Here is a 26,295-nt window from a genome sequence, read left to right as displayed (position 1 = left end):
GACATCAAGGTAACGAATACATTTAAATAAAAACATACCAACTTTGTATAAAAATACTGCAAAACTGCCGCATTTGAGCGTACTTTTATCGCCACCTTGTCGACTTTAGTAAAAAAATTCGCCATCCTACCCAAGTAAATTACAAATTAGCTCACAACAAGACAAGAAACCAACACTCAGCAATAGACTGAGACTTGGCTTAAAGCATATAGGAATAAACCATGGCACTATTTAAATCGCCGATTGCCATTGCAATTGGTGCCGCATTGATCGGATTAAGTACACCAGCACTCGCCTCCTCTGGTGCACAAGAAACCACTGCAAAATGGGACGTGCTTGCACCTCCTGGCGAGAAGCAAACAATCACCATAGATACCAATGAGACAACTTGGAGTAATGTCGATGTCAGCCCAAATGGCCAGCACGTTATTTTTGATATGTTGGGTGATATCTATGTGATGCCAATTTCTGGTGGAAAAGCGACTGCAATTACAGCGGATCGCGCTTGGAACTTCCAGCCGAAGTTCTCACCTGACGGTAAACAAATCGCATTTATTTCCGATCGAGCTGGTGCTGAAAACCTATGGGTCATGGACGTGAACGGTGACAACATGCGCCAAGTATCTGATGAATCACACAACCTGATACATAACCCATCATGGTCACCTGATGGTCAATATATCGCAGTAAAACAAGGTCAAGTCACAGGCCGTACGATTCCTGGTGGCTCAATTCGTATGTACCACATTTCAGGTGGTAAAGGCGTATTAGTGCGAGAAAGGTTGCACGGCGCACAATCACAAAAGAACATTGCAGAGCCTGCATTTTCTACCGACGGTAAAAAAATCTATTATTCTGTCGATGCAACAGCAGGCGTGCGCTGGCAATATAATAAGAACGCTTTAACATCGGTTTTTGAGATCCGCTCTTGGGATTTGGCAACCGGTGAAGAAGAAACAGTGATCCGTGGTGCCGGTGGTGCAATCCGTCCAACACCAAGCCCTGATGGTCAGTCCATTGCATTCGTCAAACGCGAAGACAACGGCGAAGCAATGATCAGCGCACTCTATGTTAAAGACCTGAAATCAGGTATTGAAACGCAAATCTTCACAGGGCTGGACCGCGACTTACAAGAAGCCAATGGTGCGCAGGGTAATACCCCCGCTTTTGCTTATACACCTGATGGTAAAGCCTTGGTATTTTGGTCAGGTGGTGTATTCCACAAAGTCGATATTGCAACGAAGCAAGCACAGGTCATTCCTACACGTGTCGTGGCTGAAAAAGAGATCACACCAGCACTGAAGTTTGCGGTAGACGTTGCCCCTGATAACTTTAAAGTCAAACTAGCACGTTGGTCACAAATTTCTCCAGATGGAGAGACTGCGCTGTTCCAAGCGCTGGGCCATCTATACATCAAAGACATTGAGTCAGGTGAAGTGCGTCGTGTTACTAAGCAAAACGACCACTTTGAGTTTTACCCAAGCTATTCTCGCGATGGTAAGCACATTGTATACACCACGTACGATGACCAAGAATTAGGAAGCATTCGCATCGTCTCTGCAAAAGGCGGTAAAGGACGCATTATCACGCAAGACCCAGGTCACTATATTTCACCGAGCTTCTCGCCAGATGGTAAACAAGTCATCTTCAAAAAAGTCACTGGTGGTTACCTACTGAGCGGCGACTGGTCAATGCACCCAGGTATCTACATTGTTAATACTAAAGGTGGCGAAGCAAAACGTATCGTTAAGAGCGGTGATAACCCACACTTTGGTGCTAACCCTGAACGTATCTACTTCTCTGTTGCTAGCAGTGAAACCAGTAGAGAGCTGAAAAGTGTTGATTTGAATGGTCATGAAGAACGTAGCCACTTCAAAGGCGAATTCATTTTCGACTATAAAGTGTCACCAGATGGCAACTACGTTGCATTTATCGAGCATTTCAATACCTTTGTTGCGCCATTTACCAGCACAGGTAAAACACTCTCTATTAATAAAGGAGGGAAAGCCTTCCCAGTCAAGCAAGTCTCTAAATACTCTGGTGATTTCTTAAACTGGAAAGCGGATAGCAGCGCACTTACTTGGGCATTTGGTCCAAACTTATATCAACGTAAGCTCACAGACACTTTCTCATTTGTTGACAATGCATCTGACAACCTTGATGAACTGACAGCTGAAGGCATTGATCTGAGCTTCGAGCAGCCTTCAGATAAACCTAGAGGTTTATTGGCATTGGTTGGTGGTAAAGTTGTGACTATGCGTGATGCAGAGAATCAACAAGAAATCATCGAAGATGGCGTGGTATTGATTGAAGATAACCGCATTATCGCCGTTGGTACACGCAGTGACGTAACCATCCCGAGCGCTGCGAAAGTGATGGACATCAAAGGCAAAACAGTGATCCCTGGTTTAGTCGATGCCCATGCGCATGGCAGCTACGGTAGCTACAACTTGCAACCAGAGCAAAACTGGAACCAATTCTCGAACGTCAGTTTTGGTGTTACCACTATCCATGATCCATCTAATAACTCTAACGAGGTATTCTCGATGGCAGAGCTACAACGTGCAGGTTTGACTGTCGCACCGCGTATTTACTCTGTTGGTCGTATCTTATACGCAGGTGAAGCACCGGGTTATAAAACCCCAATCAACAACTTAGAAGACGCACAGTTCCACGTTAAGCGCTTAAAAGATGCGGGGGCTATCTCAGTAAAAAGTTATAACCACCCGCGCCGTGACACACGTCAACAAGTACTTGAAGCGGCGAAGCAAATGGAAATCATGGTCGTGCCTGAGGGCGGCTCTAAGTTCCAACAGAATATGAACATGATCATTGATGGCCACACGGGTCTTGAACATGCATTGCCAATCCCAAATATCTATTCTGATGTTACGCAAATGTGGAGCCAAACTGACGCAGGCTTCACACCGACTTTTAATGTGGCATACGGTGGTATTAAAGGTGAAGATTACTTCTACAACACCACCAATGTTTGGGAAAACGAGCGCCTAATGAGCTTTGTACCTGAGTATGTTGTGAAGCCAATGTCTATTCGTCGTGAAAAAGCACCTGAGCATCACTATAATCATATCAATGCAGCAAAATCTGCCAAACAGCTACGCGATAAAGGTGTTACGGTTCACATTGGTGCACACGGCCAACGAGAAGGTCTTGGCGCACACTGGGAGTTGTGGTCAATGGCACAAGGTGGCTTTACACCTTGGGAAGCTCTGCGTAGTGGTACAATTGACGGCGCTAGATACCTAGCAATGGACCACGACATTGGTACTATTGAAAAAGGTAAACTTGCCGATCTGGTTATCATTGACGGTGATGTGCTGAATGACATCCGTGAGTCTGAAAAGGTGAGCTACACAATTCTGAATGGCCGTGTTTATGATGCCGCAACTATGAATGAAATTGGCAATCAAAAGCGTGACCGTCAGCCATTCTTCTTTGAAAACGGTAACAAGACGCCAATGCACCCAGATACAGAAGCCTATATGGAAGAAAAGGCACATAAATACCACTGGAAACACTAATCATAGTGACGCAATTTTCTAAAAAGAAGCAGCATAAGCTGCTTCTTTTTTATTCCAAGTAATGATCATTAAAAGTTCATCTAGTTTCCCCGCATGACATCTTCAGTGTATGCATCTGGGCTCATCACATCATCAATATTTGTACCAATAAGAGAAGCGCTCACAACCTAGATCTTATTGAGATGTGATCTACACTAAATTTAAATCTGTACAAATATTAGCCACATAAAGTGTAGGGTTTTACACAATTTGGCTCAATAGTATGACAACAGATTAATGTAGCAAACAGCGTCAAATTGATGTCAAAAATACAAGGATCGGAGGGCCACACAATGTCTCGAATACACCAATTTCTAAAATCGCTCGACCTCGCTAAAAAGCTGATGGCGGCCTTTTTACTTGTCGCCCTCATCCCCACGACCGTCATTATTGCCTTTTCACTGATCCAAGCATCTAGTTCCATCAGCGACCAAGTTTATGCGCAGCTCGGTGCCGTGGGCAATGTGAAAAAGCGTGCCATTGAGCGCCACTTTAAAACCGTTGAAGATAAACTACATGCTTTAGCAATCAACCCCTATTTAATAGAAGCAACACAAGACTTACTCGATGGCTTTGATGAAACCCAAGCAGCCAACACAATACCAGATAGCCTCAGGCAATTTTACCAAGATAACTTTTTACCTCGCTTCGAACAACAGACCAACAGTCAGGTCGCGCTCAGTTCCTTAGTAGATTCACTTTCTGGTCAAGGCATGACTTTGCAAGCACGGTATTTGGCCGACAACCCCCATCCTATCGGAGAAAAAGATACCCTAATTAAAACGGGGCATTTAGACGCTTACGATCTCGCGCACCAGCGACACCATAAATTTTTTAGAGAACTGACTGAAGTTTACCAGCTGTATGACATATTCATTGTCGATAATTATAGTGGAAATATTGTTTACTCGGTTTTCAAAGAAGTCGATTTCGCAACCTCATTGCGAACAGGGCCCTATGCTAACAGCGGTATTGCTGATGTGTTTAACCGTGCATTAATCGAACAAGACCAAATGCTGTTTGCTGATTATGAACCCTATTTGCCATCTTATAATACCCCAGCCAGCTTCGTTGCCATGCCACTGGATTTCGATGGCATTTCACAAGCCACATTAATTTTTCAGCTCTCCATTGACGCACTTAATGACATCATGAGTGAGCGCCACGGACTAGGACAAAGTGGGGAAACCTACCTCGTTGGCCCAGATGGGCTGATGCGCTCAGATTCATACCTCGATCCCGTTAATCATTCTGTTAAAGCGTCTTTTGAAAATCCAGCCAAGGGCACCATTGCCACAGAATCTTATAAATTAGCTATGCAAGGTCAACAAGGACAAAAAGTCGTTACTGACTACAATGGCAACCCTGTGTTATCTGCCTACAGTGACTTGCAAGTCTTTGATATAAGGTGGGCACTGCTGGCTGAAATCGATGAAGCAGAAGCATTTGCTCCTGTTGTTTCACTGCGTCAAACCATGGCAATTGTGATGCTTATCAGCATCGTTTTGATTTTATTGACCGCGCTATGGTTTGCCAGAAGCTTGTCTCGACCCGTACATAACCTCGTCAACACCATGCGAGAAGTACAAACTCGAGGGGACTTTTCGCTACGTGCCGAAATCAGTTCTCGTGATGAAATAGGGCAAAGTGCGCAGGCCTTCAATTCCTTGCTTGATGCACTGCAATTGTCTATTTCTGAGGCCAATCGAGTACTAAACCAAATGGCCAAAGGTAAGTTCAATGATCGGATCAGTGCACCTTGTAATGGTGAACTCAAAGAACTAAAAGACGCCACCAATGAATGCTCTAATAGTTTGCAAACGGCATTAGAAGAGATCAACATAGTGATGCAAGCCATGGCCAAGGGGCAATTTAATCAACAAATAAATGCCCCCCTCAGTGGTGATTTAGATACATTGAAAGCCAATATTAATCACTCGGTTGTTTCCATTGATGAAACAATGCATGGCATTATCGAAGTGATGGGCTGTGTTGAAAAAGGCGAATTTAAACAGCAAGTCACCGTTGAAGCGAATGGTAATCTTGCGCGTCTAAAAGACAGTGTGAACAATTCTATATTCGCATTAAGTGGTGCCATTGATGAGTTGAGCTCCACCATGAGTGCCATCAGTAGTGGTGATTTTTCTAAACGGATCACACACCCTCTGTCTGGTCAGTTAGCACAGTTAAAAAATGACACCAACTTGAGTATGGACAACTTAGAAGCCATTTTACAAGACATAGGCAATACCATGGCTGCGGTCAGTGAAGGCGACTTTAAACATCCGATTGAAACCCCCGCTCACGGCCAACTTGGTCAATTAAAAACCAATGTAAACTTATCTATTGCCAGCCTAGATCAAGCAATTAGCGAGATTTCATCTGTGATGATGGCCATTAGCCACGGGCGTTTTGATCGCACAATTAATACGCCTTTAAAAGGGCAATTAGCAACATTACAAAGTGACATCAATCATACTGTCAATAACTTAAGCCAAATTATTGAAGAGCTCGCCAGCGTCATGGCGGCCATGAGTGAAGGAGACTTTTCTCATAAAATCGAGTCCAGCCTACAAGGTCAGTTACTGCAACTGAAAGAGGATGTAAATGGCTCCATTGATACGATTTCGGGCGCGATCCATGCCGTCACGCATAGCCTAAGTGCCATTGCTCGAGGCGATCTATGCACCTTAGTGGAAGGGGAATACGAAGGTGTTTTTGCCACTTTGCAGCAAGACGTAAATATCACCACCGACAAACTCACGCATGTCATTGAAAGTATCCAAAGCGCAGCGAGCTTGGTTGCGCATAGTACTGAAGAAATTGCCGCCAGTAATGCAGAGATCAGTCGCCGCACCGAGGAACAAGCGGCCAATCTAGAAGAAGCCAATGCAAGTACAGGGCACATTCTCGAAGAGTTAACACAAGTGGCTATGCAATCAGAAACTGCGGTTGAAAAGTCGCACAATGCTGAAAATATTGCCAAAGAGGGCGGAACCTTGTCCCAAGACACTGTGTATGCCATCGGCGAAGTAAATACTGCCAGCAAAGACATCAATGAAATTGTGTCCGTGATAGATGAACTGGCATTTCAAACCAACCTACTGGCTTTAAATGCTGCGGTAGAAGCTGCCCGTGCGGGTGAGAACGGCCGAGGTTTTGCTGTGGTCGCCAATGAAGTCCGGGAGCTCGCAGGGCGCAGCGCAGCATCTGCAAAGCAAATAAAAGACATCATCGCTAATAGCAATGATAAAGTACAACAAGGTACCACCCTCGCCAACAGCTCCGGAGAGAAACTCGAGCATATTGTGCAAGCGGTGGCTGATGTCAATGAGAATATCGTCAGTATCAATCGCTCTACATTGACACAAAAGCAGGCCATTGAAGAAGTCGATGTCGTGGTACAAAGACTGACCGATTTAATTCAAGAAAACTCAGCGATCACCGAGGAGACTATGGCAGCAGCCAAGCGTATGGCAACCCAAGCGAAGGAAATGAAAAATTTGCTAGGCTACTTCACACTACCAGATAATAACTCAAGTTCATCGACTGACATCGCTGCGCCTCAACAGGCACTACTAGTGCATCAGTACAACGTATAGCAGGGTTGGAGCAGCGGCTGCTGCTCCTACTTAAAAGGTCAACTCAAATCTATCCGCATCTAAATGAGCCGGAAATTGACTTTTAAACTCTACTAAGTTTGCTTTATCTAACTTAACTGTCACCACACCTGATTCATCATCGCCGACGTGCGCTATGGGTTGCCCTAAATAATCTAAAGCCACAGTGCCCCCGTTATGTGCGACGCCTTTGCCATCTTCACCAATACGGTTGGTAGCAAGTACAAAGCACTGATTTTCAATCGCACGTGCACGCAGCAGCGTATCCCAAGCATAGCGCCTTGCTGATGGCCAGTTGGCGACATTGACCATCACATCATAATCATTTTTACTACGTTGAAAAACAGGGAAACGCAAGTCATAACACACTTGAGGTAATAACTTAAAACCATTAATTTCAAAGATTTTCCGTGCCTCACCTTGCGTGACATACTCGCCCTCATTGCCTAAGCAAAATAGATGACGTTTATCATAGGTCTGCTCGAGTCCATCAGGCCAAACCCAGTAAAAACGATTGGCTTTTTTACCTTCATTTGACACCAATACAGAACCCGCCACCACACACTGCAACCGTTTAGCAAGTTGATGTAGGAATGCCACAGCTTGCAATGCTTGTTCGCCCGTTGCTTGTTGCAATGCAAATCCAGTTGCAAAAGTTTCGGGTAATAGCAACAAATCACAAGCAGGCATTGACTCGATGAGTTTATCAATCCTGATAAAATTCTGCTCAGGGGCTAACCAAGCAATATCATACTGCGCAAGGTTTACGGTTAAAGTCGACATAGTTTCTCCGCCGCTGCAATTAAGGTTTCTTCTTCTTTAGCAAAACATAGGCGAATAATGTTATCACCATTGGGTTGATCATAAAACACACTTAAAGGTATCGCTGCAACACCTGTTTGCTCTACCAATTGTTGACAAAAAGTCACATCATCTAAGTCTGAAATATCACTATAATCAAGTAATAAGAAATAAGTCCCCTCACTTGGCAATATCTTGAATCGACTTGACGCCAGTGCCTGAACCAATAAATCACGCTTTTGTTGGTAAAATGTACTTAATTGATCGACATGCTCAGGTGCATCACGCAACATTTCAGCCAATGCCAACTGTGCAGGGGTAAAGCTTGAAAAGTTCACAAACTGATGGATTTTTCTAAACTCAGTAGACAAATGGGGTGGCGCTACACAATAACCCATCTTCCAACCAGTACAATGAAAAGTTTTACCAAAACTAGATACAACCAATGCTCGAGCTGAGAGTTCTGGGTCACGTAAAACACTCAAGTGCGGCACATCATCAAAAGTAATATGCTCATACACTTCGTCACTGATAAGATAAATATCATGTTCTACAAGCAAGGATTTCAATGCATCCAGATCGGCTTGTTTCAGTATTTTTGCACTCGGATTATGCGGCGTATTAATGATAATCGCCCGTGTTTTATCTGTAATGGCACCTTTCACATATGCCCAATCAATCGCATATTCCGGTGCACTTAATGGAATATGCACGGTGCGCCCACCTGCCAGCTCCACCGCGGGACGATATGAATCATAGGCTGGATCAAAGACAATCACTTCATCGCTTTGGCGCACCAAGGCTTGAATAGCCACAAACAAAGCTTCCGTTGCACCAGCGGTGACCGTCACTTGTGCAGTCGCATCAATATGCTGTTGATATCGTCGCGCGATCAACGCGGCAATTTCTTGCTGCAATATAGGCAGCCCTGGTGACGGTGCATATTGGTTATGTCCTGCAAGGGTCTGCTCAGCCAATGCATGCTTTAACTTACTTGGAGTATCAAACTCAGGAAAGCCTTGCGATAAATTTAGCGCGCCATGCGCATTTGCAAGGACTGTCATCTTTGTAAATATACTGGTACCGACGTCTGGTAATTTGCTTTCCATTTTGTAACCCTTTTGGTTATGGCGTAGGCGATAAAGCGATGCTATCATTGCCAAAGATAGAAGTATAGCCGTCCAAACCTCTTAGGATGATCGAATATGCAAACAAAGGCAGCAAAACAAGCACTCATTGACGCAGGCCGCTGGGTTAGTCAACAAGGCTGGGTACCCGCAACTGGCGGTAACTTTTCTATGAAAACCGATGATGGCTTTGTCGTCACTGCCAGTGGCTTCGATAAAGGCCAATTAACCGCCGAACAATTTTTAGAATTAGACCAGCATGGTCAAATTGTTTCTGGTGACGGTCGGCCCTCAGCAGAAACAGCCTTACATCTAAAGCTTTACGAATTACAGCCTCAAGCGGGGTGCATCTTGCATACCCACTCAGTGGCAGCGACTGTGCTGTCCCGATTTATCCGCAGTGATAATTTTTCAGTCACTGGGTATGAAATGCAAAAGTCTCTTTCAGGCATTCAAAGTCATTTAGATACCTTGTCCATTGCAATTTTCGATAATGATCAAGATATTCCCGCATTGGCTTATCGCGTCGCCAAACATCATGAGAGAAACCCTATAGCACATGGCGTATTAATCCGAGGCCATGGCCTATATGCTCTCGGTAACAGCATTTTCGAAACTCGCCGTCATATCGAAGGGTTAGAATTTTTATTCGCCTGTGAATTAGAACGAATCAAGCTTGAAGGAGCAGTAAAATGATAAAAGCCATTCTCACCGATATTGAAGGCACTATCACCCGAATTTCATTCGTTAAAGAGGTCCTTTTCCCTTACGCTGCTGAGCACTTGGCTGCTTTTATCAAAACCTCACAGGATGAACCACAAGTGCAGTTACAGCTTAATGCTGTCAGGGAAGAAATCGCTCAGCCAGACGCAAGTTTAGACACAGTGATAGACTCCTTACTTGACTGGATTGAAGCAGATAAAAAAATTACACCACTTAAACAATTACAGGGGTTGATTTGGCAAAGTGGTTATCAACAAGGAGATTTTACCGGACATATCTACCCTGATGCCCATGCTTATTTAGCTGCACAACATCAAATTGGGACTGCACTATATGTGTACTCTTCTGGCTCAGTCAAAGCTCAGCAGCTACTTTTCGCTCATTCGGATTTTGGTGATATACGCGCCTTGTTTAGCGATTATTTTGATACTCGAGTGGGTGCTAAACAGCAACCTCAGTCTTATCATAACATAGTGCAAAGCATCCCTTTTGAAGCAGATGAAGTCCTATTTTTAAGTGATGTCGTTGCGGAGCTTGATGCGGCCAAAGAAGCTGGGTTACACACTTTGCAGTTGTGGCGTGATGGCCAGCCCAAGAGCCCAAATCATGCTTTTATCACCAGTTTTGAGCATATTAAAAACGAGACACCGTCATGAGTTACTTACATATCTACCAAGAAAACCAGCCCAATGAAGTTATTTTTCAGAGCAATGAGGCTGGCAAAATTGCTGAACAACTTGCTGAAGTAGGGGTACGCTTTGAGCAGTGGCAAGCTACACAAATATTGGCAAAAGAGGCAACAGAAGCAGATATCATCGCAGCTTATCGTCAAGACATCGAACGCTTAAAAGCGCAAGGTGGCTACAAAACCGTCGACGTCGTTGCACTGCAAAAAGGCAATCCAAATGCGCCAGCGATGCGCGAAAAATTTCTTTTTGAACACACCCACAGCGAAGATGAAGTGCGTTTTTTTGTGGCCGGGTATGGACTATTCTGCCTGCATATCGCAGATAAAATCTATCAAGTATTCTGTCAGCAAGGTGACTTGATCTCTGTGCCGGATCACACACCACATTGGTTTGATATGGGCAGCGACCCTGAATTCACCGCTATTCGCTTATTCAATAACACCGAAGGTTGGGTTGCCCAAGAAACAGGTTCGAGTATTGCCAAGCAATTCCCGCTTTTAGACTAGTATCAAATAGTAAAGTGGCGGCATCAACTTTTAGATGCCGCGCATTGCCAGTTAAACAGCAACTCAATCATGCTCAAGGTTCAGGTGCTTTTCTAAAAACGAGATCAATTGATTAAAATAATCTAAGCGATGTTTTTCTTTGTAAAATCCATGTCCTTCGGTTTCAAATAAATAATAGCTAACCGGTTTGTTTGCACTTTTGAGTGCATTAACCATCGCCTCCGCCTGTGCGACCGGTGCACGGACATCATCTCCACCATGAATAATCAGCACCGGTGCTGTTACTTTCTCCGCATTAAGCGCCGGAGAATATTCACGCAGCTGCTTCACATTGTCGCCCAGCACCATTTTCAGATAGCCTTGGCCCGTATCAGAACTTGCCACGTCACCGTTTTTAAATAGCTGCGTTAAATCATAAACACCCACCACGCCAATTGCACATTTAAACTTATTCGGTGCAATCACCGTACTTTGCAGCGCCGAGTAACCACCAAAACTTTCGCCAAAAATACACATATTGTCAGGATCTACATAACCAGCTTTTACTACATGATCAACGCCATCCAAAATATCATATTGAATATTGCGTCCCCACTCCAAGTAACCCAGCTCTGTAAATTTGCGGCCGTAACCACCAGAACCTCTGAAATTCACACGCAATACCGCCATACCACGACTCGCAAAAAGTTGGCTTTGCGTTTCATACTGCCAATAATCACGTACACCGTGTGGCCCGCCATGTGGCATAACAACAAGCGGCAGGTTTTTCGCTTCTTTATTTGTCGGTAAAGTCAGATACCCATGTACTTCATTCCCATCACGACTTTGAAATGAAACTGGCTTGGTCTCAGCCATCAACTCTGGATCTATCCAAGCACGTGCAGAAAATAGATAAGACATCTTTTTATTTTTTTGATCGAAGAGATAATAATCCCCTGGATTGCGATCATTATTAGCAAATACGACATGCTTTGTGCCGTCCAATGTTGAACTCACGATATGCAATTGATGGCCAGGAATACTTTTAAGTAGCGATTTAATACTATTGCTCAGCGGTACTTTTTCATCCGTGAACGCATATGTGGGATAGCCTGGATCAAGCTCAATGGCAAATAATTCTTTGCTAACAGGGTCAACCCAAATTTTCGTTGGTGAGACGTCTTCATCTTGGTAGATCAATGTCAGTTCTTTTTGCTTAAGCGAAAACTTGTACAGCGCATCAGGTTCACCTTGTTTTGAACCGGTCAGATATACAGACTCGCCTTTATGATCGAGTGCGTACAGTGTGATATTTTGTAAAGAATCAGGTATTTCAAGGGGCTGCCAACCACTTCCCTTTTGATTTTTTTGGTAAATTTCCCCCGTCATTTTGCCATTCCAAGTCGCTGCAAAACGAAGATTACCAAGATGGTCTGTTAGAAATTGTGCGTTTCTGCCAGGTGCACGCGTCACACGTTTTCGTTTACCCGACTTAACATTAACTCGATAAACTCTTGCCAAAGGTTCTTTGGATGCGGTCCATGGCACCGTATAAATCAACATGTGGCGTTCATCATGCACCAGCGGGTCCAAAACATATGATGTACCATACAAAGCCGTCGCCTTTGAAATACGTGAGCCGGTCTGTTTGCCGCCCTGATAGCCAACCAGATATTTACCTGAAGAGCCATCAGCATTCACACTATAGAGCTCACCGTAGTAATGCGGTTGATCGGTCCACCCTTTAAGATATTCTTTTTGAACCACAATTCGCTCAGCGTTCACCCAGTGGTAATTTCCCACTTGCGCATTACTTTCAAAACGAATAGCGGAGAGCATACTAAAATTCTCTGCCGAGAGGACACCCAACATATTCTTACCATCAACTTTGGAAATAAAGCTGATATATTTTCCACTCGGGGAAAGCTGAACGCTGGCGTACTCTTCACCTTTGCTAAAATGTGACAGTGGTATTGGCTTGGAAGCTGAATTAGCTTGATGAGATTCTGCCAGTAAGTCAAAACTTATACTCAATAAAAAAACCGTGCAGAGTATTTTCAAAAACATTTAAAACTCCATAAATTCAAAAGCTTAAGAATGATATCAATTTCAGCATTGAATATGGAGTATATTGAGTTAATTAAAGTGTCAGAAAGTGAGGAGTATGATATACACCACTGTCAAAAACCCATCCAGTCACTAATTTGGCTGGTGTTACATCAAAAGCGGGGTTATACACCTTTGCCTGCACAGGCGCCCATTGGCATTCCCCAAAACTGCCGCTCACCCCTGTCACTTCAAGCGCACTACGCTGTTCAATTTCAATATCTTGCCCACTTGCACACTGAGGATCAAAGGTCGTTTTTGGTGCCACAACATAAAATGGTATTTTATGAAAATGCGCTAAAACGGCTAAATTATAAGTACCCACCTTATTTGCAAAATCGCCGTTTGCCGCAACTCTATCTGCACCAACAAAAATCTTGTCGACCTTACCCGCTGCCATTAAAGACGCGGCCATACTGTCACACAGCACAGTATAAGGGATCTGCCAGCGCGCCAGCTCATACGCAGTTAAACGCCCACCTTGCAATAAAGGACGCGTTTCATCTACCCAAACATGAATATCACCATAGCGCTGCATCGCTTGGTAAATCACACCAAGTGCAGTGCCAATACCAGCGGTGGCCAACGCTCCCGTGTTGCAATGAGTTAAAATGTTATCACCAGCTTCAACCAGCTCAACGCCATGTTCCGCAATGCGCGCGCATAACGCAATATCTTCTTCAAAAAGAGTTTCAGCAACCGCCACAACATGCTCTGTATATTGGTCACCACTGACGACGGCTCTCAATCGATCCATGCAATGCTTAAGGTTGACAGCAGTAGGTCGCGTGGCCTCTAAATCATCTATGGCCTTATATAACACTTGCTGTGAGGCACCTTGTTCGGCGAGATATGCAACCAACAAAGTCGCCGCTAGGCCAATTAAAGGCGCACCCCGTACTTGAAGATTGTTTATTAAGCTCTGCATCTCACTGACCGTTTGGCATACATGCCAGACTTCTTGATGCGGCAACAAATACTGATCAAGTACCTGCACTTTACCATCTTGATATTTCAAACTTTGCGCGATTAGATCTTTCATTTTGATTAAGGAGTGTACAGTTGTAATTACTGTTCATTCTACATAAAGATCTAAAGATGTATAGACATCTAAACATTTAAAAATATAGAATGCTAAAAGTTACTTTAATTTTTGGTGAATAACAGTGAGCAAATACGTTGCCTTTAATAACGACACGGCCTTAAGTTACGTCCAAGAACTGGGTCAATTCTTTCCAGCAGATGCCGTATTATCTTGCTATGAGTTTGGGGATGGGAATCTCAATTTAGTTTTTCGCATTCAAGATGCAAATGAACAGCGTAGCATCATTTTAAAGCAAGCGCTGCCCTATGCTCGCTGTGTAGGTGAAAGCTGGCCACTGACATTGGATAGAGCCAGAATTGAAGCCAGCGTATTACAAAAGCACGGAGCAATATGCCCAGAGCTGACTGCAAAAGTGCTCCATCACAACAGTGAACTGGCGGTCACTATTTTAGAAGACTTAGGTGATATGGCCATTTTGCGTGGTGAGTTAAATCAAAATAATACGTTCAAACATCTTGGTACACATGTAGCCACGTACCTCGCCAAAACCAGCTTTTATTACTCAGATTTTTACTTGTCTGCAGCAGATAAAAAAGCGCTCGTTCAAGAGTTTACAAACCCTGAACTCTGCGCCATCACTGAAGATTTATTTTTTGATGACCCCTATCGAGCGCATGAACGCAACCATTATCCAGTGGCGCTAGAAGAGCAAGTATCTCTACTGCGTGAAAACAAAACCTTATTGATAAACGTTGCTAAGCTAAAAAGTAAATTCTATTCTTCGCCGCAGACCCTGTTGCATGGTGATGTCCACACAGGTAGCCTGTTTGTTTCAGCACAAGCAACCAAGTTTATCGACCCAGAGTTCGGCTTTTTCGGCCCCATTGGCTTCGATTTAGGTTCATTTATTGGCAACTTATTACTTAACTACTGCGCGCAAAATGGTCGTATCATCGAAACACCCAAACGAAGGGATGTGCAGTCTTACTTATTGAGCACCATCTCTACTTGCTTACAGGCATTTGAACAGCACTGGTTAACCTTAGCCAAAGCAGATACTCGCGATTTAGCATTACAGGCGCCCGGTTATGCCGAGCAATTTTTGCAGGAAGTCTTGCAAGATGCGGTGGGGTATTGCGGCACTGAATTGATCCGTCGCACAATCGGTTTGGCACATGTTGCTGATATTGATGACATTAAAGATGACGAGAAACGCTTAGCAGTGCAAAAACAGACGCTGTTGCTCGGTGAGCAGCTGATTTTAAATGCAAAAAGCTGTCGTTCAACCGATGACTTTTATCAGCTTATTATCAGCTTTGCGCATTAATATTATCAGGCCGCACTTGGCGGCCTGATAAATCGCGATTACTGCTGCGATAATGTTTGCGCTATGTACTCCTCAATGTGTGCTTCCAGTACAAACAAGGGAACTGAGCCATTTCTCAGCACTTCACGGTGAAAATCTCGAATTTCAAACTTTTCACCTAACGCTCTCTCAGCCTTTGCACGCAAACGTCTGATAGTCAGCTCACCAATTTTGTACGACAAGGCTTGGCCAGGCCAAGAAATGTAACGATCAGTCTCAGTTTTCACATTGTGTAATGATAACGCTGTATTATCCTGCATAAATTGCATTGCTTGTTCGCGACTCCAACCAAACATATGCATGCCCGTGTCCACCACTAAACGCGCAGCACGCCACATTTCATAGGTCAGTCTACCAAAGTTACTGTATGGGTCTTGATAGAAGCCCGCCTCTAAACCCAGATATTCCGCATATAACCCCCAACCTTCGCCAAATGCTGAAATATATTCATTGCGATACTCGGGTAAATGAGCCAACTCATCATTCATTGAGATCTGTAAATGATGACCCGGTACCCCTTCATGCAAAGTGAGCGCTTCTAAAACATAGAGCGGCCTTTTATCGAGCGCATAGGTATTCACCCAATAATAACCAGGGTCGGTATCCTTCGACGGACCTAAGTATCTTCCGGTAGTATATTTAGGCGCAATGCTATCAGGTACTGGAGCAACACCATATGGCACTCTAGGTAATGTGGAAACATGGAAAAGTTGAGGTAATTTAGCATCCATCTGCTTTGCAATGAATGACGCCTCTTTTAACAGTTCTTCTGGCGTCTGCGCATAAAACTGTGGATCGGTACGTAAAAACTCCACAAATTCAGCGAACGAGCCTTCAAAGCCTAACTTCTCAATGATGGTATTCATTTCACTGCGAATACGCGCAACTTCTTTCAATCCCAATTCATGAATTTGCTTCGGCGTCATATCTGTTGTGGTGAAATGCTTGGCGCGATTGACATAAAACTCTGCACCATTTGGCGTACTCGACCATGCAATGTCTTGTTTCGCGTTTGGTCGGTATTCATTGACAAAAAAGTCTAAGTAACTTTGATAAGCAGGGTTAGCATAATTGACAATCGCTTGCTTAGCTTGCTGCTGAAGCGCAGCAAAAGCTTCATCTGACATACCCGCCTGATTCGTTTTAAACGGTGCATAAAACGGTGAGCGCTCAACATCATCTACCGCTATATAAGCTTCAATCGATGATTCAAAGCCTTTGAGCACCACTTGAGGCTGAGTTAAACCGATAGCCATACCTTTTCGCATCCAATCCATTTGCTGAGCAAAATACCTTGGCAACTGCTTAATCTGAGCTATCAATGATTGATAACCGAGCTCCGTAGAAAAGTCATGCTCTCGGATCCTAAAAGACATGCGCGTATGAAAGCCGGATTCAGATAACAGTGGCACATAATGGTGTTTAAAGTGATATTTATCGACTTTATCTTGCACCTGTGCTCGTAAAATAGCGAAGTTAATTTGATTCTCTGCACTTAACCGTGTCTTGTCTATCGCATCAAACTTATCCAGCAAGGCTAAACGACGCTGATTTTCGCTCGCTAAGTTCTCTGGAGACATATCAGGCAATAAATAAGGTTCGTCTGGCGACTTGATATGACTGGTACTAATGTCAGCACGAAAGGCCATGACTTGCTGTGATAACGACACAAAGGCCTGATCTGGATTATTCTGGGTCATCTGGCACGCAGACAAACTGAGTACCAATGCAATTGCACTTAACGGTTTAAAAACGGCGTTCAACACTGAGATTCCTTAACTTTCGCTGGGGTATGCACCATAACGAAGGCGCTTATCTATATGCAAGTATAATCGACCAAACATCGTTCAAATGCGATCATCATTACTCCGCCACATGCACAAAGGACAAAGTTGCTGATAAATTCGCCTAATAGCATAAAATGGGTAACTTTTTGCCATTAAAAGGGCAAATTTTACTTTCAAAAAGTCAAAATTACGATTAATGTAGCGGGACTTCAGATAGGATGAAATCATGACTTGTGCCAAAGGACGTTAAGGCTTCATATTTAACTTTAATGTGTGGTAAAAAAGTAGATGACGTTCCATGACCCAATGGCCATAGCCCAAGAAAAAATGACTAAAGTATGTCATTTTTTGGAACTACACGCGCTACCACCTACACCGCTTAACTATCAAGTCGCATACACTTTTATCAGCCGCAGTAACGAGCCCCTCACGACACGACTAGAGCGTGACTTACGTAATAATGTCGCCATTGATAACGTTTATATCGAACAGCTTTACTTTGAGTTTATCTATACTGAACATCAAGAAGAGCTTGCAGTCTTAAAACAAGTCGATAACGTCATTGATGAGCTTTCAACGTCTTCATCCCGATCGCAGCAAAGTATCGCAAAGTTTACCCAGAGCATTCGCAAATGTCGCAGTGAACTAGACTCTCAAGATATAGCAAAAAGTAAAAAAGCACTTGTTGAGCTCATGCAACAAACAGAACGCTATCTGGAACAACAACAGCGCTTTAAACACAGTTTACAAAAAGCCCGAGCAACACAAAGCCAGCAATACATGGTACTAAATAAGATCCGCAAACAACGTTTGATTGATCCACACACAGGCTTGTACAAACGGCACTATCTAAACCAAAAAACACAACTTTGGCTAGACCAAGATAAAACCCTATGTGCCATTTCTATTCAAGTCGATAATCTCAGTGACTTTAGTGCTAGGTTTGGCGATATCATTGGTGAAACGGTCCTGCAGCGTATTGCCACTAAAATCAAAAAATATGTGTTAGAGAGCGGGGTTCCTGGGCGGACAGGTAAACAAGAGTTTACCATCTTACTTGCAGATATTGAGCCGGAAACAGCGAAAGTGATCGCCGCAAAAATCCGCAAAGGTGTCGAAAAACTCAAATTCATTAGTAATAAAGGCAATGTACAATTTCCTGAGGTGCAACTCGCCATTGGCATCGCAAAAAGACAAAGCGAACGAGACTTCAATGAATTGGCGACTCAAGCCGCTTTTGCGGCACAGAAAGCCCATGCACTGGGACGTGACTGCTACATTTCAGGGGCGATATAGTCTTTGTTTTAAGACAAATAATTACGAATTACGGCCACTATAAATTGCACCCAAGTGTCGCAATCAAGTACACTATACCCATCTAAACTGTGTCACCAAGGCCAACATGAAAGAAGAAAATCACGATACCACCCACTTTGGTTATAAAACCGTAGAATCCACTCAAAAAGAGTCTTTGGTTGCAGATGTTTTTCACTCTGTCGCCGCTAAATATGACATCATGAATGACTTTTTATCCTTTGGCATTCATCGCCTTTGGAAACGCCAAACAGTGGCGTGTGCAGGTGTGAGAAAAGGTCACCGAGTATTGGACTTGGCAGGTGGTACCGGTGATTTAACAGCTAAATTTAGTCAGCTAGTTGGTGATACAGGGCAAGTAATTCTCGGCGATATCAATGATTCAATGCTAAAAGTTGGCCGCGATAAGCTGCGTGATTTGGGCTTGGTAAGTAACATAGAATATGTGCAAATGAACGCCCAAGCACTGCCATTTCCAGACAACAGCCTAGATGTCATCACAATTGCATTTGGATTACGTAACGTCACAGACAAAGACGAAGCACTGCGGTCAATGTACCGAGTTCTAAAACCTGGTGGTCGACTGTTGGTGTTAGAATTCTCTAAAACGGATAACGAAGCGTTATCTAAACTCTATGACTTCTACTCATTTAACATCTTGCCAAATGTCGGAAAAATTGTGGCTAATGACAGTGAGTCATACCGCTACTTAGCGGAATCAATCCGTATGCACCCTGACCAAGAAACTTTAAAAGGCATGATGGAAAACGCAGGGTTTGAGCAAACCAGCTATCAAAACTTTACTGGCGGCATTGTAGCGCTGCATAGAGGGTTCAAGTACTGATACAAGTAAAGGGTAAGTTTATGTGGATATCTGTTTTAACGGCCATTGCCGAGCAAGCTATAAATCGCCTATTAACACTTGAGCCTAATCTTGCTGCGGATCTGCAAGGTGGTGCACACAAAGTACTGGCACTAACATTAACCGATTTAAACTTATCCTGTGCGCTTCACTATAATGGTGAATACTGCTTCGTATATGGCAGCTATCATGATGATGCAGATTGTCACATCACAACCTCTCTAGATTGCATAGGTGAATTAAAAGACCCGAGTCAATTGACGCGATTGATCCGCAATGGACAATTGGATTTGGAAGGAGACCTCCACCTTGCACAGCTTTACAGCAAAGCATTCGGCAATCTAGATATAGATTGGGCAGAGCACTTATCTCGTTACCTTGGTGATGCTGGCGCTGAGCACTTTGTGAGTAGTGCAAAGCAGTGCAGCAATAAAGCTCAACAGCATAAAAAATCATATCAGCAAGTAGTGACGCAACTGTGCCAGGATGAGCTGAATGTCGCGATTCACCCGCTGGAACTGCAGCAGTTTAAAGCCCAAACTAGAGCCCTTTCATCGCAATTAGCTGCGCTTGAACAACGCATTAATACACTAACTGACTGACTTTAAGGAGCAGGAATTGTCCATCGCTCGCCTATATCAAATTGGTAAAACATTTCTTAATTATGGCTTAGATGAACTGCTGCCTCAGCACTTACAGCCTTGGTATGCAAAATACCTGCGCAAAAGCCTATTTTGGCTACCTAACAAAAACCAAGATAAATCAGAAGGTGCGCGATTACGTCTGGCATTACAAACTTTGGGACCAGTGTGGATAAAATTTGGACAAATGCTATCTACTCGCCGAGATTTATTGCCTCACGACATGGCCCAAGAACTGGCACAACTGCAGGATAACGTTGCCCCATTTGATGGTGAACAAGCTCAGAAATTAATAGAACAAGCGCTAGACTTAGAACATATCAGTGCGCTATTCGAACATTTCGAGCAACAGCCTTTGGCTTCGGCTTCTATTGCCCAAGTCCATACCGCACAGCTACAAACTGAACAAGGTTTGAAAGATGTCGTTGTCAAAGTGATCCGTCCGGACATAGAAAAGCAAATACTGGCTGATTTATCTCTGATGGAACAATTTGCCAAAATATTGGCAGGCCTGGTCAGTGAAAGCCGCCGATTAAGGCCTGTTGAAGTCGTCCGTGAATACCGCAAAACGTTACTCGACGAACTTGACTTAATGCGCGAAGGAGCCAACGCGATTCAACTTAGGCGTAATTTTGAAGGCTCCGAAGCCTTATATATTCCTGAAGTTTATAGCGACCACTCTAGACAAAACGTGTTAGTTATGGAGCGAATTTATGGCATTCCGGTCTCGGATACTCAGACGCTTGAAGCACAGGGCACGGACATGAAGCTGCTCGCTGAACGTGGAGTAGAAGTTTTTTTCACGCAGGTATTTAGAGACAGCTTTTTTCATGCGGACATGCACCCAGGCAATATTTTTGTCTCCTACGAACACCCTGAAAACCCGCAGTATATCGGAATTGATTGCGGTATCGTCGGCACCTTAAATCGAGAAGATAAGCGATATTTAGCAGAAAACTTTATTGCATTTTTCAACCGTGACTACCGCCAAGTTGCTCAGCTACATGTAGATTCTGGCTGGGTACCCGCAGATACCTGTGTTGAAGAGTTTGAATTTGCGATCCGCACCGTATGTGAACCTATTTTTAACAAACCTCTTGCCGAGATTTCATTTGGCCATGTGCTCGTCAACTTATTTAATACGGCAAGACGTTTTAATATGGAAGTTCAACCACAACTCGTTTTATTGCAAAAAACATTACTCTATGTTGAAGGGCTTGGCCGTCAGCTATATCCTCAGTTAGATCTTTGGCAAACTGCAAAGCCATTTTTAGAGCATTGGGTGCAAGAACAAGTTGGTCCGCTCGCAGTAGCTAAAAAGCTTTATCAAAATCTCCCTTTTTGGGCAGAAAAAATGCCTGAACTCCCTGATTTAATTTATCAAAATCTAAAACGTCAGCACCATCGACCTCCCACATCTAACACCTCGGTCAGCAAGCAAACTATGCAGAGTATTCTACTCGGCATGGCAGCTTCAACCTTTGCCATAATAGCAGGCTTGTGTTTTATCGCAGAGTTAAGCGGGGCAAGCCTAGGAAGCGCGCTATTTGCATGCTTGCTATTTATTTGCGCATGGCGTAAAACAGGGTGATATTTTATACGCGGGGCGTATAATCAAATCAGTATTTACAAATAACACGTAAACGGAGTCGTTATGGGATTAGGTGGAATTAGTATCTGGCAATTATTGATTGTTCTAGCAATCATTGTTTTGCTTTTTGGCACGAAAAAGCTGCGTGGTATGGGTGGCGATCTTGGTAACGCTGTTAAAGGGTTTAAAAAAGCCATGTCAGATGAAGATAACAACGACGCTAGCAAGCCAAAAGACGCGATTCAGAATCAAACTCAAAACAAATCAAGCAGCACCGAAACTGACAAAGAAAAGGTATAGTTTACATGGGCATGTGGGAGCTCGTCGTCATATTGATTGTCGGCTTAATCGTATTGGGACCAGAGCGCTTGCCGGTGGCAATTCGAACTGTGAGTCGCTGGATCAGAACCGTAAAATCAGTTGCCAACTCAGTCAAAGCTGAAGTCAACGAGGAGCTGCGGGTACATGAACTCCATGCCAATTTAAAAAAAGCCGAGCAGCAGAACATGCAAAACTTAGCACCAGAGCTGCAAGAGTCCGTAGATGAGCTAAAAAAAGCGGCGGAGTCTGTCCGCCATAGCTATCAACCTGACGTGACCGTTCAGCAGTCGAAAAAAGATTAGTCCCAAGAAGTAACAGGAATATTCATGTCAGAGCCGGAGCAAAGTGGATTTATAGGCCACCTGATTGAACTCAGAGACAGGCTGATAAAAGCCCTCCTTAGCGTATTGATTATTTTTTTATCCTTAGTCTATTTTGCGAATGATATTTATGCATTTGTCGCAAACCCATTGGTGTTGAGTTTACCGGAAAATGCCACCATGATAGCCACAGATGTGACGGCACCGTTTTTTGCGCCGTTTAAACTGACCCTGTTCGTCGCGTTATTTTTGGCAATTCCATTTATCTTACATCAAGTTTGGGGATTTTTAGCACCGGGCTTATATCAGCATGAAAAACGTATGCTGATGCCAATACTGTTCTCTAGTATCATCCTATTTTACGCAGGTATCGCCTTTTGCTATTTTGTGGTGATGCCAATTATTCTGGGCTTTTTTACTGCGGTTGGCCCAGATATGATGACTCTCTCTCCGGATATTAGTAGCTACCTTGCCTTTATCCTCAAGTTGTTTTTCGCATTTGGTGTTGCATTTGAAATCCCCGTTGCGATTATGCTGCTGTGTTGGAGTGGTGTGACAACAACACAAAGCCTAAAAGAAAAAAGGCCTTACATTGTTGTTGGTGTCTTTGTCGTGGCAATGTTTTTAACTCCCCCTGATGTGCTGTCACAAACACTGCTTGCCGTACCCATGTTATTATTATTTGAAATTGGCATTATTCTGGCCGCTATCTACAGCAAAAAGTCTCAACAACAGGAAATGAATAATGAATAAGTGGCTCACTTTACTTGCTCTGAGTATCTCACTTTCAGCCCACGCTCAAGACACTGCACTGGCACAACTGACTGCGTGCCAAGATATTTCCGTCGATCAAAAGCGCCTACAGTGTTATGACCAAGCTTTAGCCCAATACCAAGCAAAACAGCCTGATGCTCAAAAGCATCCGATTGCTGCGTTGCCCACGGCAAATGTGGCACTCAGCGCAGAACAACAGCAAGCACGTTTTGGCATAGAAAATAAAACCATACAAAACGAGCAACGCGTCGACAATATGGAAGCTACAATCATAAAGCTCACTAAATCAGCCCATGGCGTGCGCACTTTTGAGCTTTCAAACACACAAGTATGGAAGCAAATAGGCAGCGGCGCTTTTTTTGCAAAACAAGATGATACAGTGACGATTAAACGTGGCTCATTTAACTCTTTTTTAATGAGCAAATCAGGCTCAAACAGAACAATACGTGTAAAAAGAATAAAATAAATGCAAACAATGATTGATGCAGGTGTCAATTTAACTAGCTCTCAATTTGATAAAGACAGAGCTGACGTCATCTTACGCGCCAAATCACAACATATCTGTAATATGCTTTTAATAGGGTGTGACCTCGCCTCGAGCAATGAAAGCCTTGCTCTGGCGCAAACCTATCAATTAGTGAGCACCGCAGGCATTCACCCCCATGACGCCAAAGACGCCCCTGACGACTTCGTTGCGCACATCACGACATTGGCCAGCTCACCTCAAGTAGTGGCAATTGGCGAGTGTGGTTTGGATTTTAATCGCGACTTTTCGCCTCGAGATACACAAGAACGTGTATGCAGTGCACAATTTGCACTCGCTCAACAACTCAATATGCCAGCTTACATTCATGAACGAGATGCACATGATCGTATGAAAGGGTTGTTATCAGAGCATCAACTCAACGGTGTTTTACATTGCTTTACGGGAGACCAGCAAGCACTTAAGTTTTATCTCGATTACGGTTTAATGATTGGTATTACTGGTTGGGTGTGTGATGAAAGGCGCGGTCAACAATTACGTGAGTTAATTAAATATATTCCAAACGATAGACTGCTTATTGAAACTGACGCACCTTATTTATTGCCACGGACCCTATCACCCAAACCTAAATCTCGACGCAATGAGCCAGCTTATTTACCCGCCGTCGCTGAGCAAATTGCTTCGTTAAAGCATACTGACAGTGAATCCATTGCAATGTATAGCCGCAATAATTTCAACGCACTATTTATGGCAAAGCCACAGAGTAATACTTGATGAAGTTATGGTTATTGTTTGCACTGTTATTCAATACCTATTCGGCGCTCGCTAATATCGCTAATGACCTTGGGCCAACCCCTCATGTTTTTGAACTACAAGCCCAGTTTAGGCACCAAGCTTCTCTGCCATTTAGCTATACAGTAACGGCTCAAGAAAATATTCAAGCATTGCTCAATGACAACCCCAAATGGCATTATCACGGTTCTGGCGATCTCAACTTAGGCGAAGTTGAGCAGCAAGTGTGGATTAAAATTGTCTTACGCAACGACAGTCTAATTGAGCTCCCTCTTTTGCTCAGCGTCAACAATAATCTGCTCGATAGCATCACAGCCTATATTATGCAGCCTGATCACGCTATCTTGACACTAGACTTAGGTGATAGCCGCCCTTTAATGCAGCGGCCAATAAAGCATGAATCGCAGCTTATTCCTTTGGAGTTACCAGGAAAACGACAAACCACTGTTTATTTGAAAGTGAAGCATCACGGGGCACTCAATATCCCACTCAGCCTTTGGCACCCTGTAGAATATTTAAAATACAAAAGCAAATTTAACCTCATATATGGCATCTTGGCAGGTTTTGTACTTGCGATGATTGCGACTAATTTCACCATGTACACCTTTACGCGACGCAAATACTTTTTGCATGGCACTTTACTGCTATTGAGCGTGTGGCTTTTATTGGTGCACTTATATGGTTTTGGATATCGCTATCTCTATGCAGACTGGCAATGGATGCAACAATACGGACAAAGCCTGCTCGTTCTGCTCTCTACCTTAGCGATAGTCCCCATTTTACGCAGCGGTATATTACCGATCAGCACCGCCCCTCATGTTGACACAGGATTAAAGTATCTACTTGTAAGTGGGTTAGGTATTACACTTTTATGCACCTTGCTACCAATCACATTGGCATTAAAAGTCGCTTATGTTTCTGCCATCATCGCTGTTGTTTACTTCTTTGTGATCACAATCAAAGCTTCGTTAGAAAAACTCAGCCAAAAGTTACTCGCCGTCACTGTTTACCTGTGTTTAATGATATCTTTATGTTACCAATTAGGTTTTGAGCTTGGTTTGCTATCTGGTGCGTTACTAGAACGGCCAGTCACCTATATTTGTGCACTATTCGTATGTGCTTATATTAGCTATGCGCTGGCCAAACAGTATATATTTGAGCGAGAGAGCCATATAAAACAGCAAGAACAAAAACTCGCAAAAACACGCGCCGAAGACGCATTGCTAAAAGAGAAACTGATTATTCAAGAGCAAGCACATCAAGACCTAGAAAGCAGTATTGATGAGCGCACTTTTGAACTGCAAGTTACTCTGCGTGAGCTAGAAGAAAAAAATCGAGAATTAGAACGGCTTAATATGGAAGACCCGTTAACTAAGGTTAAAAATCGACGCTACTTCGACAAACGCCTTATGATGGAAGTCAGACGCTCACGTAGAGAGCAAACTACACTGAGTGTCATCATGCTGGATATTGACCATTTTAAACGTGTAAATGATGTATATGGACACCTAGCAGGCGATCAAACCATTTGTGCTTTTGCCAACACCATTAGTAAGCATTTAAAGCGCCCCCATGATGAGGTCTTTCGTTATGGTGGGGAAGAGTTCGTCATTTTGCTACCCAACACCAGTGTGCAAGGTGCACAAGAATTGGCTGAACAGATCCGTGAAGCGACAGCTAGTTGCGTAGTTAGTATTGCTGATCAGAGTATCCAATTTACCACCAGTGCTGGGCTCTACAGCGCAGTCGCTCAAGATACACGAAACCCAACCCTATTTACCGACTTCGCCGATAAAGCTTTATACGAAGCAAAGCAAACAGGTCGAAATCGGGTATGTATTTATCAACACACGCAGGAGACTTAAT

21 protein-coding genes are annotated in these 26,295 nt (G+C 43.6%); 16 read left to right on the top strand and 5 right to left on the bottom strand.

Going from position 1 to position 26,295, the window contains the following annotated elements; translation table 11 throughout:
- Positions 1-221 precede the first annotated feature (221 nt).
- Both S4054249_RS00575 and S4054249_RS00570 read left to right on the top strand, forming a co-directional pair.
- The gene (locus S4054249_RS00575) at positions 222-3,542 is read left to right on the top strand and encodes an amidohydrolase family protein (protein WP_046354254.1); all 3,321 of its coding nucleotides are present in this window, start codon (positions 222-224) and stop codon (positions 3,540-3,542) included.
- Positions 3,543-3,874: 332 nt separating this feature from the next.
- Entirely contained in the window at positions 3,875-7,183 is a 3,309-nt protein-coding gene (locus S4054249_RS00570) for a methyl-accepting chemotaxis protein (protein WP_046354255.1), read from the top strand.
- A 30-nt stretch (positions 7,184-7,213) separates the two neighbouring features.
- On the opposite strand, the gene S4054249_RS00565 is transcribed toward S4054249_RS00570, so the two are convergent.
- Together S4054249_RS00565 and S4054249_RS00560 are read right to left on the bottom strand one after the other, a co-directional pair.
- The gene (locus S4054249_RS00565; RefSeq protein WP_046354256.1) at positions 7,214-7,984 is read right to left on the bottom strand and encodes a nitrilase-related carbon-nitrogen hydrolase; all 771 of its coding nucleotides are present in this window, start codon (positions 7,982-7,984) and stop codon (positions 7,214-7,216) included.
- Positions 7,972-9,111 (bottom strand): methionine aminotransferase, encoded by a 1,140-nt coding sequence (locus tag S4054249_RS00560; RefSeq protein WP_046354257.1) that lies wholly within the window; start codon positions 9,109-9,111, stop codon positions 7,972-7,974. The genes S4054249_RS00565 and S4054249_RS00560 overlap by 13 nt, the downstream gene beginning before the upstream one ends.
- 96 nt (positions 9,112-9,207) lie before the next feature.
- Here S4054249_RS00560 and S4054249_RS00555 point away from each other — a divergent pair, with 96 nt between their 5' ends.
- The 3 genes from S4054249_RS00555 to S4054249_RS00545 are packed head-to-tail and all read left to right on the top strand — an operon-like array spanning position 9,208 to position 11,047.
- A complete protein-coding gene (locus S4054249_RS00555; RefSeq protein ID WP_046354258.1) occupies positions 9,208-9,825 on the top strand; it encodes a methylthioribulose 1-phosphate dehydratase in 618 nt (205 codons plus the stop codon).
- Entirely contained in the window at positions 9,822-10,508 is a 687-nt protein-coding gene (mtnC, locus tag S4054249_RS00550; RefSeq protein WP_046354259.1) for an acireductone synthase, read from the top strand. The genes S4054249_RS00555 and mtnC overlap by 4 nt, the downstream gene beginning before the upstream one ends.
- Positions 10,505-11,047, top strand: coding sequence for a 1,2-dihydroxy-3-keto-5-methylthiopentene dioxygenase (locus S4054249_RS00545; RefSeq protein ID WP_046354260.1), 543 nt, complete (start codon positions 10,505-10,507; stop codon positions 11,045-11,047). Before mtnC ends, S4054249_RS00545 begins: the two co-directional genes overlap by 4 nt.
- Positions 11,048-11,110: 63 nt before the next feature.
- Here S4054249_RS00545 and S4054249_RS00540 read toward each other — a convergent pair whose 3' ends face one another.
- Positions 11,111-13,093 (bottom strand): alpha/beta hydrolase family protein, encoded by a 1,983-nt coding sequence (locus tag S4054249_RS00540; protein ID WP_145924964.1) that lies wholly within the window; start codon positions 13,091-13,093, stop codon positions 11,111-11,113.
- 73 nt (positions 13,094-13,166) lie between these two features.
- On the bottom strand, positions 13,167-14,174 hold the full coding sequence (gene mtnA, locus S4054249_RS00535) for an S-methyl-5-thioribose-1-phosphate isomerase (protein ID WP_046354261.1): 1,008 nt from the start codon (positions 14,172-14,174) through the stop codon (positions 13,167-13,169).
- A 124-nt stretch (positions 14,175-14,298) separates the two neighbouring features.
- Between mtnA and mtnK the strand changes: the two genes are divergently transcribed.
- Positions 14,299-15,504, top strand: coding sequence for an S-methyl-5-thioribose kinase (gene mtnK, locus S4054249_RS00530; protein WP_046354262.1), 1,206 nt, complete (start codon positions 14,299-14,301; stop codon positions 15,502-15,504).
- 38 nt (positions 15,505-15,542) lie between these two features.
- On the opposite strand, the gene S4054249_RS00525 is transcribed toward mtnK, so the two are convergent.
- Entirely contained in the window at positions 15,543-17,309 is a 1,767-nt protein-coding gene (locus S4054249_RS00525; protein ID WP_419555197.1) for a DUF885 domain-containing protein, read from the bottom strand.
- A 327-nt stretch (positions 17,310-17,636) separates the two neighbouring features.
- Here S4054249_RS00525 and S4054249_RS00520 point away from each other — a divergent pair, with 327 nt between their 5' ends.
- The 10 genes from S4054249_RS00520 to S4054249_RS00475 all read left to right on the top strand — a co-directional run bounded on the left by S4054249_RS00520 (position 17,637) and on the right by S4054249_RS00475 (position 26,294).
- Positions 17,637-18,626, top strand: a complete 990-nt coding sequence (locus S4054249_RS00520; RefSeq protein WP_235611261.1) for a GGDEF domain-containing protein — start codon at positions 17,637-17,639, stop codon at positions 18,624-18,626.
- A 106-nt stretch (positions 18,627-18,732) separates the two neighbouring features.
- Positions 18,733-19,488, top strand: coding sequence for a bifunctional demethylmenaquinone methyltransferase/2-methoxy-6-polyprenyl-1,4-benzoquinol methylase UbiE (ubiE, locus tag S4054249_RS00515; RefSeq protein WP_046354265.1), 756 nt, complete (start codon positions 18,733-18,735; stop codon positions 19,486-19,488).
- Positions 19,489-19,508: 20 nt separating this feature from the next.
- Positions 19,509-20,108 carry a ubiquinone biosynthesis accessory factor UbiJ gene (locus S4054249_RS00510; RefSeq protein WP_046354266.1) on the top strand — a complete coding sequence of 200 codons (600 nt, stop codon included), beginning with the start codon at positions 19,509-19,511 and terminating at the stop codon, positions 20,106-20,108.
- Between the two features lie 16 nt (positions 20,109-20,124).
- A complete protein-coding gene (gene ubiB, locus S4054249_RS00505) occupies positions 20,125-21,738 on the top strand; it encodes a ubiquinone biosynthesis regulatory protein kinase UbiB (RefSeq protein ID WP_046354267.1) in 1,614 nt (537 codons plus the stop codon).
- Between the two features lie 63 nt (positions 21,739-21,801).
- Positions 21,802-22,038, top strand: a complete 237-nt coding sequence (tatA, locus tag S4054249_RS00500; RefSeq protein WP_046354268.1) for a Sec-independent protein translocase subunit TatA — start codon at positions 21,802-21,804, stop codon at positions 22,036-22,038.
- Positions 22,039-22,043: 5 nt separating this feature from the next.
- Positions 22,044-22,361 carry a Sec-independent protein translocase protein TatB gene (gene tatB / locus S4054249_RS00495; protein WP_046354269.1) on the top strand — a complete coding sequence of 106 codons (318 nt, stop codon included), beginning with the start codon at positions 22,044-22,046 and terminating at the stop codon, positions 22,359-22,361.
- A 24-nt stretch (positions 22,362-22,385) separates the two neighbouring features.
- Complete coding sequence (tatC, locus tag S4054249_RS00490; protein ID WP_046354270.1) at positions 22,386-23,132, top strand: twin-arginine translocase subunit TatC; 747 nt, start codon at positions 22,386-22,388, stop codon at positions 23,130-23,132.
- Positions 23,125-23,619 carry a hypothetical protein gene (locus tag S4054249_RS00485; protein ID WP_052960833.1) on the top strand — a complete coding sequence of 165 codons (495 nt, stop codon included), beginning with the start codon at positions 23,125-23,127 and terminating at the stop codon, positions 23,617-23,619. Before tatC ends, S4054249_RS00485 begins: the two co-directional genes overlap by 8 nt.
- The gene (locus S4054249_RS00480; protein WP_046354271.1) at positions 23,620-24,411 is read left to right on the top strand and encodes a TatD family hydrolase; all 792 of its coding nucleotides are present in this window, start codon (positions 23,620-23,622) and stop codon (positions 24,409-24,411) included. It abuts the gene before it with no gap.
- Complete coding sequence (locus tag S4054249_RS00475) at positions 24,411-26,294, top strand: diguanylate cyclase (protein ID WP_046354272.1); 1,884 nt, start codon at positions 24,411-24,413, stop codon at positions 26,292-26,294. Before S4054249_RS00480 ends, S4054249_RS00475 begins: the two co-directional genes overlap by 1 nt.
- Position 26,295 lies beyond the last annotated feature (1 nt).

Origin of the sequence: Pseudoalteromonas luteoviolacea (genome assembly GCF_001750165.1) — a bacterium.
Classification (GTDB): domain Bacteria; phylum Pseudomonadota; class Gammaproteobacteria; order Enterobacterales; family Alteromonadaceae; genus Pseudoalteromonas; species Pseudoalteromonas luteoviolacea_G.
The sequence above is the reverse complement of the archived record's forward strand: the minus strand, read 5'-3'. Positions and strand labels throughout refer to the sequence as shown.

Coding starts and splice junctions, on each gene's coding strand:
- S4054249_RS00520 (WP_235611261.1), top strand. CDS start 17,637: ATGGCCATAGCCCAAGAAAAAATGACTAAAGTATGTCATTTTTTGGAA.
- S4054249_RS00480 (WP_046354271.1), top strand. CDS start 23,620: ATGCAAACAATGATTGATGCAGGTGTCAATTTAACTAGCTCTCAATTT.
- tatC (WP_046354270.1), top strand. CDS start 22,386: ATGTCAGAGCCGGAGCAAAGTGGATTTATAGGCCACCTGATTGAACTC.
- S4054249_RS00555 (WP_046354258.1), top strand. CDS start 9,208: ATGCAAACAAAGGCAGCAAAACAAGCACTCATTGACGCAGGCCGCTGG.
- ubiE (WP_046354265.1), top strand. CDS start 18,733: ATGAAAGAAGAAAATCACGATACCACCCACTTTGGTTATAAAACCGTA.
- tatA (WP_046354268.1), top strand. CDS start 21,802: ATGGGATTAGGTGGAATTAGTATCTGGCAATTATTGATTGTTCTAGCA.
- S4054249_RS00560 (WP_046354257.1), bottom strand. CDS start 9,111: ATGGAAAGCAAATTACCAGACGTCGGTACCAGTATATTTACAAAGATG.
- S4054249_RS00575 (WP_046354254.1), top strand. CDS start 222: ATGGCACTATTTAAATCGCCGATTGCCATTGCAATTGGTGCCGCATTG.
- S4054249_RS00485 (WP_052960833.1), top strand. CDS start 23,125: ATGAATAAGTGGCTCACTTTACTTGCTCTGAGTATCTCACTTTCAGCC.
- S4054249_RS00565 (WP_046354256.1), bottom strand. CDS start 7,984: ATGTCGACTTTAACCGTAAACCTTGCGCAGTATGATATTGCTTGGTTA.
- mtnC (WP_046354259.1), top strand. CDS start 9,822: ATGATAAAAGCCATTCTCACCGATATTGAAGGCACTATCACCCGAATT.
- S4054249_RS00545 (WP_046354260.1), top strand. CDS start 10,505: ATGAGTTACTTACATATCTACCAAGAAAACCAGCCCAATGAAGTTATT.
- mtnA (WP_046354261.1), bottom strand. CDS start 14,174: ATGAAAGATCTAATCGCGCAAAGTTTGAAATATCAAGATGGTAAAGTG.
- S4054249_RS00570 (WP_046354255.1), top strand. CDS start 3,875: ATGTCTCGAATACACCAATTTCTAAAATCGCTCGACCTCGCTAAAAAG.
- S4054249_RS00475 (WP_046354272.1), top strand. CDS start 24,411: ATGAAGTTATGGTTATTGTTTGCACTGTTATTCAATACCTATTCGGCG.
- tatB (WP_046354269.1), top strand. CDS start 22,044: ATGGGCATGTGGGAGCTCGTCGTCATATTGATTGTCGGCTTAATCGTA.
- S4054249_RS00540 (WP_145924964.1), bottom strand. CDS start 13,093: ATGTTTTTGAAAATACTCTGCACGGTTTTTTTATTGAGTATAAGTTTT.
- S4054249_RS00510 (WP_046354266.1), top strand. CDS start 19,509: ATGTGGATATCTGTTTTAACGGCCATTGCCGAGCAAGCTATAAATCGC.